The organism is Nostoc sp. C110, assembly GCF_043099725.1.
Taxonomy (GTDB): domain Bacteria; phylum Cyanobacteriota; class Cyanobacteriia; order Cyanobacteriales; family Nostocaceae; genus Nostoc; species Nostoc muscorum_A.
Genome location: NZ_CP171148.1, coordinates 6,564,719 through 6,578,729, shown reverse-complemented (window position 1 = coordinate 6,578,729; position 14,011 = coordinate 6,564,719). Strand labels below are relative to the sequence as shown.

The window sequence follows — 14,011 nt, the reverse complement described above, 5'->3', positions numbered from 1 at the left end:
TCGTACTAGATGGACAGTTTTACCTCTGTCCGTTAGTTTACCTTACGCCGCCTAGTAGCAAACCAAGCCTGTAATTGTTGACGACAAGCTGACTCTAGAATGCCTCCAATGACTTGGAGACGGTGATTAGAAGCAGCACTATCGGGTATGTTAATAACTGTACGTATTGCGCCAGTTTTTGTATCGTCTACTCCATATACAAGTTGTCCGACACGCGCTTGCAAAATAGCACCTGCACACATCGGACACGGTTCAAGAGTTACGTAGAGGGTACATTCATTAAGATGCCAATTTTGTAAAGTTGTTGCAGCTGTCTTGAGAGCGAGAATTTCCGCATGGGCGGTAGGGTCTTTGTCGCGTTCTTTTCTGTTTTCTCCTTGTGCCAGCAATTTGCCTGTTGAATCAATGATAACAGCACCTATGGGAACCTCACCTGCATCACCGGCTGCTTTTGCTAATTCTAAGGCACAATTCATCCATTGTTGATGTATAAGATATTCTGTGTATTTGGTTAGCATATTCTTATCAATATAAAAATTTTAAAATTATGCTTGCCTTCGGACGGGCAAGATAATCTAACAAGAAATGGGCGGTTAGAAACCGCGTCTACACAAACAAAACCCACCTCCGTGGGTTAAAAAGCCTTAATTTCCCTTTAGTTCAAGGAGGCGGTCTACCCTGTGGATTCGCCAATGGGTACGTTTGTATAGCCGCGTAAAACCTTCTCTACGAGAGGCTGCGCCAACGACATAGCTTCGCTTAACGCGTAGCGTGCCGGAGGCTCTATTCTATTCGCTTGGGCTTAAGTTGATACAAATACACAGCTGTGTGCCCCTATGGTTGGGGCTAATTTGATTTCTAAATAGCGACTTGGGCTAAAAGGGGATCGAGTTGGCTTTGTGTGTCTAGCTGATAGAGGTCATCGCAGCCACCAATGTGCTGGTTATTAATAAAAATTTGCGGTACGGTACGTCGACCGTTAGCGCGTTCTGCCATTTTAGCTCTGGCTGCTTCGTCTCCGTCGATTTTATATTCAGTAAAATTTACACCTTTCCACCACAGCAGTATTTTGGCACGAATGCAGTAAGGGCAAGTTTGCCACGTGTAAAGCTCGACGTTGGCTTTAACTCGCTCTGGATGGCGATTTAAGAGGGGATTAAGAAAGTCCAGCATATTTTCTTAAGCAAGATTTTAACTATATCTCTAGCCTAGATCATTGCTTACCGCATCGGCGCTGGAACCCACTTTTGGAAACCCTCTAAATGATTCCAGTAAGCTAAATATCCAGTTAATGCCCAAATTAGAGCAGCTACTATTAGCACTGCTACGCCAATTAACCGCCAGGTTCGGTTGGTTTTCCAGTATAGGGTTGGCGCTGCAAAAATACCACCTAAGCCAGTTAAAATAAAGCCGATTCCTGATAAAAGGGGTTGCTTAGTCATGTTCAAGTTGATGATGCGGAAACCCACTACGATCGCAACTAGGCCAGCAAAGAAGCCGTAAATTGCTATTGTCGATAAATCCCAACCTTGAGCAAGTGCGATCGCAGCCGCAACAAATAAGATTCCAAATAGGACACTTGTCTCACCGAAGGCAATATTAAAGCTACCAATAACGGGCCAAGTGAAACTCATGTGTAAACCAGTTGTGAGTGCGATCGCACCCGTAATTCCAAAACCGGGAATCCACTGTCTCTGATTAGAACTATCTATACCACGATACACATAGTCAGCCAGTAGAAATAGCCCAGCTACCATATTGATCAACATGAGTGTGATGTAGTCGATAAACACTATTGACCTCTCAATTTGACAAGCTATTTACTCTGCGCTTCGTTTTTCAGTTTTTAGTGAATTTACTAACTTTTTTCTTTACTATTTTATACCTGAATATAAACACTGAAGAACAGCAATATTCTAAAATATTTACTGCTAAATAATTTGTGCAGTTTTTAACTTAGTTACTTTTAAACAGGTTTTATACTGGAGTTGGATGAGTGAAAAATAAGGATGTGCTAGATGGTACTTTTCTAACCAGTTAGCAGTAAAACTTAACTTTCTTCCACGTGTATCCGCCCTTTGGTAGACTTGAAGACTGAAATAGCCAGATAAAGCGGCGGAAATTCAAGCAGTTGAGAGGGCAGACTCTGTGGAAAATACACTTGGGTTAGAGATTATTGAAGTAGTAGAGCAAGCCGCGATCGCTTCCTCGAAATGGATGGGCAAAGGCGAAAAAAATATCGCTGACCAGGTAGCTGTGGAAGCTATGCGGGAGCGGATGAATAAAATCCATATGCGCGGTCGCATCGTTATCGGAGAAGGCGAACGCGATGACGCACCGATGCTATACATCGGGGAAGAAGTTGGTATCTGTACCCAACCAGATGCTGCAAATTTCTGTAACCCTGATGAACTAATTGAAATTGATATCGCCGTTGACCCCTGTGAAGGTACGAACCTGGTAGCTTATGGACAACCTGGTTCGATGGCTGTGTTGGCAATTTCTGAAAAGGGTGGATTATTTGCAGCTCCTGACTTTTACATGAAGAAGTTAGCAGCACCTCCTGCGGCTAAGGGCAAGGTAGACATCAACAAGTCAGCAACAGAAAACCTGAAGATTCTCGCTGAGTGCCTAGATCGGAATATTGAAGAACTTGTGATTGTGGTCATGAAGCGCGAACGCCACAACGATTTAATTAAAGAAATCCGTGAGGCTGGAGCGAGAGTCTCACTAATTTCAGACGGTGATGTGGGTGCAGCTATAAGCTGCGGTTTTGCTGGAACTAATATCCACGCTCTGATGGGTATTGGTGCGGCTCCTGAAGGTGTAATCTCGGCAGCTGCAATGCGTGCTTTAGGTGGACACTTCCAAGGTCAACTAATTTACGATCCGGCAGTAGTCAAAACAGGTCTGATTGGAGAAAGCAGAGAAGCTAATATTGATCGTTTAAAGTCGATGAATATCAATGACCCCGATAAGGTCTATGATGCTCACGAACTAGCATCTGGTGAAACTGTTCTGTTCGCTGCTAGCGGCATTACCAGTGGTAATCTGATGAATGGTGTACGTTTCTTCAACGGCGGAGCCAGAACTCAAAGCTTGGTAATTTCCAACCAGTCAAAAACTGCTCGGTTTGTTGATACAATTCACATGTTTGGTGAACCCAAGACTCTCCAACTGAACTAATTTTTAGGGAATGGGGAAATAAAAGTATGGGCGAAGCATTTGGAAAGAAATCTTTCGATCAAACTGAAAAATAGTCACCCAAATGCTTCACCCTTGCAGTAGTTAGTAGTTAGTAGTTAGTGATTAATAGTTGTTTGTTGCTGGGAAAAACTACCAACCAATAAACAAAAATTCCCCATTCCCTATTCTGACTCAATGCCCTATTCTCAACTACCAACTAGTAACTACGATTTAGCAAATGAATATAGCAGTGGTGGGGTTAAGCCATAAAACAGCCCCAGTAGAAGTCCGGGAAAAACTGAGCATTCCAGAACCACAAATTGAAAGTGCGATCGCTCAACTGGCCAGCTATCCTCATATTGATGAAGTTGCAATTCTTAGCACTTGTAATCGCCTGGAAATCTACATTGTTACCAGTGAAGCAGACCAAGGTATCCGAGAGATAACTCAGTTTCTTGCCGAATATAGTAAATTGCCCGTTCTTTCTCTGCGACAGCACCTATTTATGTTGCTACATGATGATGCAGTGATGCACGTCATGCGAGTAGCAGGTGGTTTAGATAGTCTGGTACTCGGAGAAGGTCAAATTCTGGCTCAGGTGAAAACTACTCACAAGCTGGGACAGCAATATAACGGTATAAAAACCATTTTGAATCGATTATTTAAACAAGCGCTGACAGCTGGTAAGCGGGTTCGGACTGAAACTAGTATTGGTACTGGTGCTGTCTCTATCAGTTCGGCAGCTGTGGAATTAGCACAGATAAAAGTGGCAAATTTAGCAGCTTGCCGAGTGGTAATTTTGGGCGCTGGTAAAATGTCACGCCTGCTGGTGCAACATCTACTTTCTAAAGGTGCTGTGCAAATTAGTATTGTAAATCGCTCTCGTGAACGTGCTGAAGAATTGGCGAAGCAGTTCCCTGGACAACCGATCCAAATTCATCCGTTATCGGAAATGATGGCAGTGATTGCCGATAGTGATTTGGTGTTTACAAGTACTTCGGCAACAGAGCCAATACTTGACCGGGCCAAATTGGAAATGGTTTTAGAAGTTCAGCGCTCTCTAATGTTATTTGATATTTCTGTGCCGCGTAATGTCCATGCGGATGTAAATGAATTGGAAAATGTGCAAGCGTTTAATGTGGATGATTTGAAGGCAGTAGTAGCGCAAAACTACGAAAGCCGTCGCAAGATTGCACAAGAAGCTGAGAAACTTTTAGAAGAAGAAGTGGAAGCCTTTGATATTTGGTGGCGCAGTTTAGAAACTGTTACCACTATTAGCTGTCTGCGAAATAAAGTCGAAACCATCCGCGAACAAGAGTTAGAAAAAGCTTTGTCGAGATTGGGTTCGGAATTCGCCGAAAAACATCAAGAGGTGATTGAAGCATTAACGCGGGGAATTGTCAATAAAATTTTACATGACCCAATGGTGCAATTGCGATCGCAGCAAGATGTTGAAGCTAGACGGCGCTGTATGCAAACTCTGCAAATGCTGTTCAACCTGGATGCAGGGGAGCAGTTTAGTTAAATTTAACAACAAAATCCCCAAGTTCTTTGAGAAGTTGGGGATTTGAACTTTTCAATTAGATATAGGGCTTACGCAAGAACTCTCTGAAACTCTTATTTCTCCGTCTCCTCTGCGCCCTCTGTGGTAGCCTGCGGCAAGCCACTTCTCTACGAGACGCTACGCGAACGTGTCTACGTTTTTTTATGATTTTGCGTAAGTCCTGTTAGATAGATATCTAATTAGAAGTTAGTTATGCAACCAGAGCAATTTAAATTTTTATAGAACTATTGTCCCAAATCATCTATCGAACTGGGATTGTAATTACGAACTCTGTACCTTCTCCTGGTGATGAAATGCACTTTAACGAGCCACCATGTTTGTCAGTAATTATCTGGTAGCTAATTGACAATCCCATACCAGTACCTTTGCCAACTGCTTTTGTCGTGAAAAAGGGGTCAAATAGACGAGACTGGATTGCTTCTGGAATCCCTGTGCCATTATCAGCAATATTAACAACTACATTTTCATTCACCTGGATTGAAAAAATACGAATTATCGGTTCTTGACAAAGCCCCTTTTCAAAAGCCTCTTCTAAAGCATCAATGCTATTTGCCAAGATATTCATAAATACCTGATTTAATTGTCCTGCAAAGCATTGAATTTTAGGGATATCACCATACTCTTTGATCACTGTAATTTGAGGACGAGCGTTTTGCGATTTGATTCGGTGTTGTAAAATCAACAGTGTGCTGTCAATCCCTTCATGAATATCAGCACTTTTAAACTCGGCTTCATCCAAACGAGAGAAAATTCGTAAACTGAGAACAATTTCTCGAATGCGACTGGCTCCAATCTTCATAGAAGCCAACATTTTAGGCAAATCTTCTGTTAAATATTCAATATCAGCTTCTTCTTTAGCATTTTGAATTTCTGGTTCTGGATAGGGGTAATGTTTTTGATAAAGTTGAAGTAACCACAACAACTGCTGAGTATAATCATCAGTGTACTTTAGATTGCCGTAGATGAAGTTAACTGGATTGTTGATTTCATGAGCAATACCAGCAACTAATTGTCCCAAAGAATACATTTTTTCGTTCTGGATTAATTGGGACTGGGTAAGCCTAAGTTCCTGTAAAGTTTCCTTGAGAACGATATTTTTTTGTCGCATTGCTTGCGTTCGTTCTTCTATTTTTTCTTCTAATGTTTGGCTGTAAGACTCTAGCTTTTGATTTGCTTCATTTTGTTCTGCTAATAGTCGCTTTACCTGTTGAATTAATTGGTTAAAAGAAATGGCTAAAATCCCAACTTCATCTTCAGTATTTACGGGAGCTTGGAGATCAAAATTAGATTCTTGAGTAACTCGTTGTGCTACCTGTGTCACAGCTTTTAGGTGACGAGTAATTGTTCGCGCAATTAAAAACCCAATAACCGCTACAATACTGCTTCCCAGCAAAAACAACAATCCTAAATATTTCCATAACTTTTGTTGTTCAACCTCTAGCAGTGAGATAGGATACAAAATTGTGGCTTTTAAAGACTGACTTACTCCTGGAAATATGATAGTTTTAGCTAAATAGTTTTTGTTATCAATAGCGATTTGTTTAGGAGACAAATCAAGAGCAGGAAATTGCCAATTTACTTCCCTGCTTGCAATCAACAAGGTTGCAGCAAATACACGATTTTGTCTGTGGATAATCAGATGTTTAGAGGAACCAGCAGCAATTTTTTGTAGTAGAGTGTCGTCTAGTAAGTTGCCAATAATGATTCCTCCCAAGAGTCCTGCTGATGATTTGATTCCATTTGTTACTACTTCGAGAACTTGTTGCTCACCTTCACCTTTTACATCTACCAAATCGTATAAATTCGCTCCTTTAATTGCAGTATTGGTAACTACCTTATCTGAAAATTTGGCTTGACTCAAGGAATTATTTCGTAAATCTACGAGGACATTACCTTGAGTATCAATTACCTTAATCCAATCCAATTTTAAAATAGATTTAAGTGGTAGTAATATTTGCAAAAGCAAACTTTGATCGCGCTGTTTTACAGCCTGACTCAGCATATCTCGATTAGCAATCAGTTCTATTTCAGTTTCTAGAGTTTGCTGTTCATACTGGAAATCCTGATAAACTCGTTCAGAAAAACTTTCGACCTCTTCGCGAAAATTTTGCTCCAAACTATCGGTAAACCAATTTCCTAGCACTACTAAGCCAAATAGGAATACGCTGAGACAAACTGCAAGTATCGGTAGAACAATTTTTTGGCTGAGTCTCAGCCCCCTGAAAAATTTCTGCATGGCACGTTCAATTTATTTGGTAGGAACAAAGCCATTATTTTGTAGTAGTTTCTCACCTTCTTTACTCAAGATAAAATCAATAAAATTCTGAGTAGCTGCTGAAGGTGTTTTGTTCCAGAGAATACCTATACGACGCACCATTTTATATTGCCCACTGCTAAAGTTTTGCGATTTGGGAGAAACACCATTGAGGCTGAGATGATTGACAGGTAATTGATTGATTAGGGAATAAGCCAAAGAAAAAGCGCCGATGGAATTAGGAGTACTTTGTAAGGTTTCGATCAATTCGCCCTCTTTGTTTAAAATCACGGCTTTAGTTGTAGTCTTATCTTCTCCCAAATAGTATTTTCGCAATAACTTTTTTGCTGATTCGTCTTCGGGCCTATCCAACACTACAATATTTGCATCAGGGCCGCCTAACTCTCGCCAATTTTTTATCTCCCCTTTATAAATTGCTTTTAATTGCTTGGTTGAGAGATTATTAACACCTTTAACACTGTTATGGGTGGCGATAAGTAACAAATCTTGTGCAAATTCACGATATTGAATTTTACCGTTGTCTTCTTCTGGTTTGAGTTTGTGACTACTACCAGCGATATCAATAATATTGTTTTTTAGGGCTGCGATCACACCTTCCGATTGGCTATTGGAGATAAATTCAATTTTGACAGCTTTATTTTGGGATTCATAGCCTTTTGCTAAAAGTTTTAAAACAGTTACCGTTGAACTAGAACCACCAATTTTGATGAGCTTTTGACCTTGAGAATCAGTTTGGCTGGTAACTGGATTAGAATCTTTCAGTTCCGTTGTTTTAACTGAGTTGCAACTACAAAGTCCAAGCAGGATGATAGCGATGATCGTTGACTCAGCAATCTTTTTCATAAATACATCTCCAAATATCCAAAACTCAATATTGTGTTTAAGCTCTCATAGCTTAATATTCCCGAATAATCCTAAAATATAACTGCGACCAGGAAGATACCCCACTGATTTGAGAAGTCGGGTATCTATGGCTTTCATAATAAAATATGTAGGACTACCCCTTTCAGGGCAACTTGTAAAATCTCTTATTTTTTCTCAGCGTTCTCTGTGCCTCTGCGGTTTAAAAAATTAATTTATTTAACCACAGAGGCGAAAAGAACATATAACAAATCCGTAAAGAGGAATTTATTGTCCAAAACATTTGATAAATTATTTTCCCAAATAAGCTTCTAAAACTTTGGGATTAGTTTGAATTTCTGCGGGTGTACCGTCAGCTAAATTTTGTCCTTCAGCAAGTACCCAAACACGATCGCACAAGGACATAATCACATCCATATTGTGTTCAATAATCAAAAAGGTCATTCCGTCTTGGCGATTCCAAGTGATAATGCGATCGCAAATATCATCAATCAGTTTCGGATTCACCCCAGCAGCCGGTTCATCCAACAAAATTAGCTTGGGATTAGTCATCAGCGCCCGTCCCATTTCCAGCAGCTTGCGTTGTCCACCAGACAAGCAACCAGCATAATCGTGTGCTTTTTTTGCCAAGCCCACCGATTCTAACAAGAACATTGCCCGTTCTTGGAGTTGCTTTTCTTCCTTAGCGACAACGTGCGGTTGCAACTGCACCTGCCAAAAATTCTCACCCGTTTGTTTTTGCGCCGCCAGCAGCATATTTTCTAACACCGACAACCGCGAGAGAGTCCGTGCAACCTGAAAGGTGCGGATTACTCCCTGTTGGGCGATTTGATATGGTTGCAAATTGTGAATGGGTTCGCCGTCAAAAATTACTCGTCCTTTATCGGGGCGAATGAAGTTTGAGAGTAAGTTAAATAAAGTGGTTTTACCAGCACCATTGGGGCCAATCAAGCCCGTAATGCTGCCTTTAGCAACTTCGATTCTCGCCTCATTAACTGCTTTGACACCACCAAAGCTTTTAGAAAGTCCAGTGGCTACCAAAAGGGGAAGGGGCGATGACTGGTTATTTACCAAGGGTGAGTTCCTCCTTTTTCCCTAGAATACCTTGAGGTCGCCAAATCATCAGTATCATCAAAATTAGTCCGATTACCATGATCCGAAATGCACCCAAACGGGCTTCATCAAGGGGGACGATTCTAGGTAAAACTTCTCGTGTTAGCGCATCGTAAGCAAAGAAAATTACTGCCCCTAAGATTGTGCCAACGTTATTTCCAGAACCGCCTAAGATCACCATGATCCAAGTGTCAAAGGTGATCTGAGGTTGAAAATTATCAGGGTAAATGGCGCTGAGTTGCCAAGCAAAGAAAGCACCAGCGATACCCGCGATCGCACCCCCTAACATGAGAGATTGTAATTTATACCAAAAGACATTTTTTCCCAGCGCCTTGGGAATTTCTTCATCTTCACGGATGGCTTTGAGAATTCTACCCCAAGGCGATCGCACCAAAATTTCTAAGCGCCAGTATACAAGTGCTAAAACCAACAGCAATATCAGCATCAAACCCGCTTTTGGGTTGTAATTATACAGTCCAATTACCCCAGAAATATAAATTGCTGCTGCCAACACTGCTAATATAATTCCCACAACCAAGCGCGACAAAAATTCTTGCTTGCTAGTTGTCCTTTTACCTAAATCAGTAGTCCGAGATATTTGGGTGGTACGAATCCATTGCCATAACGTAAAAAAAGTTACAGCAGCTAGTAGCGTTAACAACCCAATCATCACTAATCTGACAAACAAATTCGGCTCTGTGGATAGTGGTATGGAATAACTTTGCACACCAAACGCCCCAGAAACCCAGGTATCACCCACAGGTAATTCCTGATTATTTACCACCAAACGAATTAATTCACCCGTACCAATGGTGACAATTCCTAAATAATCTTCGCGTAAGCGTAAAGTTGCAAAACCAATTATCAAACCCAACAAGGCGGCGACAATTGCCCCAGCTACTGCCGATATAAATAGGGGCACGCCCTTTAAACTTAACAATACCGTTGTATACGCTCCAAGGGTCATGAAAGCAATATGACCAAAGTTAATTAACCCTGTAAAGCCCCACTGTAAATTGAGTCCCAGTCCGAATAAAGCAAAAAGTGCTGTAGAAATTGCTAAGAAAATAAGATAGTCAACCATATTAAATAGTTATTTTGGCATTGGGAATTGGTTGGGAATTGGGAATTGGGAATTGGGAATTGGGAATTGGGAATTGGGAATTGGGAATTGGGAATTGAGAATTGAGAATTGGGAATTGTTATTTTCATTTTCCTTGTCCCCTTTGTCTCCCCCTGCTTCCCCTGCCTCCCCTGCCCCTCTGCCCCTCTGCCCCTTCACTGGGCGAATAAATTTTAGCGTAGCTTGAGCATAGTGCTACATTGCCGTTAACCTTTGCTAATTTTGTGGGAATACTATTTACTGTTGGTGTTGGGTTGTAGGTAAAAATTGGCCTATGAATTTGCTGAGGCTGAGAATGCATCACTTAATCGAGCAGTTAGGTGATGACGATTTACAAGACATTTGGAACGTTCTGGAAGGTTTATATTATGACTTTTATATGCTCAAAGCGATACAACAAGTTAAGCGAGCGCAGCAACCGTGGGATATCTTAACCCATGAAGAAGCGGTACGACTGTTGATGTTCTTCTGATTCAGCAGCGCTTTCTTTTCTTGTGCCAGTGGCCCCTCAAGTTTTGGTTAAGGTAAAGCCTAGTGAGTCTAGAAATGCGCTATGCAAGGTCTTTTTTGCTAGACCTGAAAAATTTAGAACCTGCTGCTTACGAGCGGGTGCATGATTTTGTCTTTGTTGAGTTAGCCCAAAAGTGGCAACTGAGCGATCTAAAAGAACTACGACAGCTTGATGGTGAAGGCATTTTTCACCGTTTCACACTGGATAATTACCTGATTGGTATAGAAATCAGGGGTGAAATTGTGAAATTTCTGCGTGTCATTCCTATGCCAGATGTTTAAAGTGAAGAGTTAAGGGAACACTTAAAACTGTAAACTGTATAAGGCTAGGCAGGGATCGCTATAACCTTACACTAAACTGGTTTTTGAAAAACACTTTATTTGAGATTTCCCTATGGATGCTAGGGCACTTTGGCAACGATACCAAAACTGGTTATATTTCCACGAGGGATTGGGACTGTACTTAGACATAAGTCGAATGCGGTTCGATGATGCCTTTGTGGAATCGTTGCAGCCGAAGTTTGACAAGGCGTTTGCGGATATGGCGGAACTGGAGAAGGGTGCGATCGCAAATCCCGACGAGAACCGCATGGTTGGACACTACTGGCTGCGAAATCCTGATTTAGCGCCAACTCCAGAACTTACACAAGAAATTGTCCAAACCCTAGAACTAATCGAAGCCTTTGCGGAAAAAGTCCAAACAGGTGCTATTCATCCTCCCAGAGCAAGCCGCTTCACGGATATTATCTCCATTGGCATTGGTGGTTCCGCCCTCGGCCCCCAATTCGTCGCAGAAGCTCTCGCTCCTGATTTCCCACCTCTGAAACTTCACTTTATCGATAACAACGATCCGGCAGGTATCGATCGCGTCATCAATCATCTCCGAAATAGTCTCGCCAGCACTTTGGTATTGGTGATTTCCAAATCTGGGGGAACACCGGAACCCCGCAACGGCATGATTGAGGTTAAAAAAGCTTACGCCGGACACAATTTGGAATTTGCTCAATATGCGGTAGCAATTACCAGCGTTGACAGCAACCTCGATAAACTAGCCAAAGATGAAGGTTGGCTGGCCAGATTTCCCATGTATGACTGGGTGGGAGGACGCACATCAGAAATGTCTGCTGTGGGGCTAGTACCAGCCGCATTACAGGGCATTGATGTTCGCGCCATCCTAGATGGTGCAAAAGAAATGGATGACGCTACCCGCGTCCCAGATGTGAAAAATAACCCAGCAGCCTTGCTAGCTTTATCTTGGTACTTTGCTGGCAATGGAAAGGGCGAAAAAGATATGGTTGTCTTACCTTACAAAGACAGCTTATTTTTATTCAGTCGCTATTTGCAACAGCTGGTGATGGAATCTTTGGGCAAGGAAAAAGACTTAGACGGTAACGTTGTCCATCAAGGCATCGCCGTTTATGGCAATAAAGGCTCAACAGATCAACACGCTTATGTCCAGCAGTTGCGTGAGGGTGTAGCGAATTTCTTTGCTACCTTCGTTGAAGTGTTGGAAGATCGTCAGGGCCCATCCACTGAAATAGATCCGGGAGTTACATCAGGCGATTATCTTTCCGGTTTTCTCCAAGGAACCCGACAAGCGCTTTATGAAAATCACCGCGATTCGATTACAGTTACCATTCCCCAAGTTAACCCCCGAACTGTAGGGGCATTAATAGCTTTGTATGAACGTGCTGTTGGTTTATACGCTAGCCTGGTTAACGTCAACGCCTACCATCAGCCAGGGGTAGAAGCTGGCAAAAAAGCTGCTGCCTCCATTCTCGATTTGCAAACACGAGTGGTAGCAGTGCTGCAAAAAGAAAAAACTCCCATTTCTCTTGACGAACTCGCCGAGAAAGCTGGCGCATCAGATCAAGTTGAGGCAATTTACAAAATTTTGCGTCATATCCATGCCAATCAGCGAGGTGTGGTTTTGCAAGGTGATCTTCAGAAACCCGGCAGTTTAACCGTTTCTGCTAGCTGATAACTCTAGTTTAAATATCACATTTTGTCCCTAATTGTTGTATCAGCAACAATTATTGATTGTGAAGCATCCTAGATAAAAGTTTTATCTAGGATGCTTTGCTGTATAGTTTGTAACTTGTAATTCCTAGTTAAGTTTTATAAGTTTAATTTAACTTTTTGAATTTTGACGCAGCTATGTTGAGAGACTCAGAGGTTGTTTGAAAAGTATTTCATTGTGACTTTAGGCACTTTATATCCCCGTCCCCTTTTTTCAGGGGGATTTAGAGGGATCTAAAACTTTCGATACCGACAAAAATACTTTTCAAACATCCTCTCAAGATGCCCAGCTTTTTATAAAAATCGAGCATCTTTTTGTTCGTAACTCCTGCACGGATTACTATATACATGATTACGAATTAATACTTACCAAAAGGCGTTGATTAAGATAGCTTTTGGGTAGAAAACAGCGATCGAGTAAAAAAGGATTATTGGCATCTCCAAATAATATATTACCCGGCTTCTCTCGATGACAGAATGGTGGCACAATTCCCCAGTCTTCTGCTAGCCAAATCCAGTACCCTATGTCAATTCTGCCGTAGTTTGAACCTGTGAGAATCTCCCCAACACTGTTGTTGATAGATACTATTTCTGGCGATGATTTGATTTCAATTAACAGCCAAGCTAACTCTTCTACAGAAAAGGAATAGCCATTATTAGCAGCTATGTTGACGAACTGCTGCGGATTTTTCGCTATGAGCAATTCTTCTTTGAGAGATGGCGTTTTTTGTGCAAAATCAAAAAGATCCCAAATCTGTCTTCTTGTAACTAGAAACCACGCAAGTTCTTCTGCCGTCAAATTATGACCATTGTCCTTTGCTAACTTAAGAAATGGCTCAAGGCTATCGGTTTCTGCTAGTTGACTTTTCAATTGGAAAGTTTGCTCTACTAAAGACAAAAAATCAATAATCTTTTGCCATACAACTTTGTTACAAGTTTTGTTAACTTTTATTTGTTCTTTCCAATAAATGTATTTATCTTCTTTAAGAAAGAAATTCCAAATTTGATAATACATGGGTCATCTCACCTAAGTCTTAAACTTGGTACGGGTTGGTTATCAATGAACACCAGTGTAGTAAGTATAATGTGTTTCTTCGACAGTACTAAATCTCTTATCTCATGTAAATGAAATTACACAGTATTTAAGTATAAAATTTCTGTAAAGTTTGTAACCATAAATAAAATATACTGAGAGAACATGAAGATCGCTGTGGTGGGTTGTGCGATCGCTCTTTATTGCAATCCATAAAAATAAAGTTAAGTCAATAGATAGTATTAATTATTCATAAACGAATTAACCGTAAAACAACTTGCACTTCAGTTACTTTGAAACGAACCGCAGAGACGCAGAAAGAAGAAA

General features: G+C 41.2%; 13 protein-coding genes. 5 read left to right on the top strand and 8 right to left on the bottom strand.

Features of this window, described 5'->3' with window-relative positions:
* Positions 1 to 32 precede the first annotated feature (32 nt).
* The 3 genes from tadA to ACFFRD_RS33285 form a co-directional block, all read right to left on the bottom strand.
* Positions 33 to 518: a tRNA adenosine(34) deaminase TadA gene (gene tadA, locus ACFFRD_RS33295; protein ID WP_392480111.1), complete on the bottom strand. Its 486-nt coding sequence runs from the start codon at positions 516 to 518 to the stop codon at positions 33 to 35.
* A gap of 340 nt (positions 519 to 858) precedes the next feature.
* Complete coding sequence (gene grxC, locus ACFFRD_RS33290; protein WP_114082796.1) at positions 859 to 1,173, bottom strand: glutaredoxin 3; 315 nt, start codon at positions 1,171 to 1,173, stop codon at positions 859 to 861.
* Between the two features lie 47 nt (positions 1,174 to 1,220).
* The gene (locus ACFFRD_RS33285; protein WP_114082797.1) at positions 1,221 to 1,793 is read right to left on the bottom strand and encodes a DUF981 family protein; all 573 of its coding nucleotides are present in this window, start codon (positions 1,791 to 1,793) and stop codon (positions 1,221 to 1,223) included.
* 355 nt (positions 1,794 to 2,148) lie between these two features.
* Between ACFFRD_RS33285 and glpX the strand changes: the two genes are divergently transcribed.
* Entirely contained in the window at positions 2,149 to 3,186 is a 1,038-nt protein-coding gene (glpX, locus tag ACFFRD_RS33280; protein WP_114082798.1) for a class II fructose-bisphosphatase, read from the top strand.
* Positions 3,187 to 3,424: 238 nt separating this feature from the next.
* Complete coding sequence (locus ACFFRD_RS33275) at positions 3,425 to 4,711, top strand: glutamyl-tRNA reductase (protein ID WP_392480108.1); 1,287 nt, start codon at positions 3,425 to 3,427, stop codon at positions 4,709 to 4,711.
* Positions 4,712 to 4,991: 280 nt separating this feature from the next.
* Here the strand turns inward: ACFFRD_RS33275 and ACFFRD_RS33270 are convergent, their stop codons facing one another.
* The 4 genes from ACFFRD_RS33270 to ACFFRD_RS33255 form a co-directional block, all read right to left on the bottom strand.
* Positions 4,992 to 6,986, bottom strand: coding sequence for an ATP-binding protein (locus ACFFRD_RS33270; protein ID WP_392480106.1), 1,995 nt, complete (start codon positions 6,984 to 6,986; stop codon positions 4,992 to 4,994).
* 12 nt (positions 6,987 to 6,998) lie between these two features.
* Complete coding sequence (locus ACFFRD_RS33265; RefSeq protein ID WP_392480104.1) at positions 6,999 to 7,868, bottom strand: substrate-binding domain-containing protein; 870 nt, start codon at positions 7,866 to 7,868, stop codon at positions 6,999 to 7,001.
* 309 nt (positions 7,869 to 8,177) lie between these two features.
* Entirely contained in the window at positions 8,178 to 8,960 is a 783-nt protein-coding gene (locus ACFFRD_RS33260; RefSeq protein WP_114082802.1) for an ABC transporter ATP-binding protein, read from the bottom strand.
* Positions 8,950 to 10,083 (bottom strand): branched-chain amino acid ABC transporter permease, encoded by a 1,134-nt coding sequence (locus ACFFRD_RS33255; protein WP_392480102.1) that lies wholly within the window; start codon positions 10,081 to 10,083, stop codon positions 8,950 to 8,952. Before ACFFRD_RS33255 ends, ACFFRD_RS33260 begins: the two co-directional genes overlap by 11 nt.
* Before the next feature lie 313 nt (positions 10,084 to 10,396).
* On the opposite strand from ACFFRD_RS33255, the gene ACFFRD_RS33250 reads away from it, so the two are divergent.
* The 3 genes from ACFFRD_RS33250 to ACFFRD_RS33240 all read left to right on the top strand — a co-directional run bounded on the left by ACFFRD_RS33250 (position 10,397) and on the right by ACFFRD_RS33240 (position 12,613).
* On the top strand, positions 10,397 to 10,594 hold the full coding sequence (locus ACFFRD_RS33250; RefSeq protein ID WP_114082804.1) for a hypothetical protein: 198 nt from the start codon (positions 10,397 to 10,399) through the stop codon (positions 10,592 to 10,594).
* A 62-nt stretch (positions 10,595 to 10,656) separates the two neighbouring features.
* Positions 10,657 to 10,914 carry a hypothetical protein gene (locus ACFFRD_RS33245; RefSeq protein ID WP_012410276.1) on the top strand — a complete coding sequence of 86 codons (258 nt, stop codon included), beginning with the start codon at positions 10,657 to 10,659 and terminating at the stop codon, positions 10,912 to 10,914.
* Positions 10,915 to 11,026: 112 nt separating this feature from the next.
* Positions 11,027 to 12,613, top strand: coding sequence for a glucose-6-phosphate isomerase (locus tag ACFFRD_RS33240; RefSeq protein ID WP_392480100.1), 1,587 nt, complete (start codon positions 11,027 to 11,029; stop codon positions 12,611 to 12,613).
* A gap of 390 nt (positions 12,614 to 13,003) precedes the next feature.
* Here ACFFRD_RS33240 and ACFFRD_RS33235 read toward each other — a convergent pair whose 3' ends face one another.
* On the bottom strand, positions 13,004 to 13,666 hold the full coding sequence (locus ACFFRD_RS33235) for a Nif11-like leader peptide family natural product precursor (protein ID WP_392480098.1): 663 nt from the start codon (positions 13,664 to 13,666) through the stop codon (positions 13,004 to 13,006).
* Positions 13,667 to 14,011 lie beyond the last annotated feature (345 nt).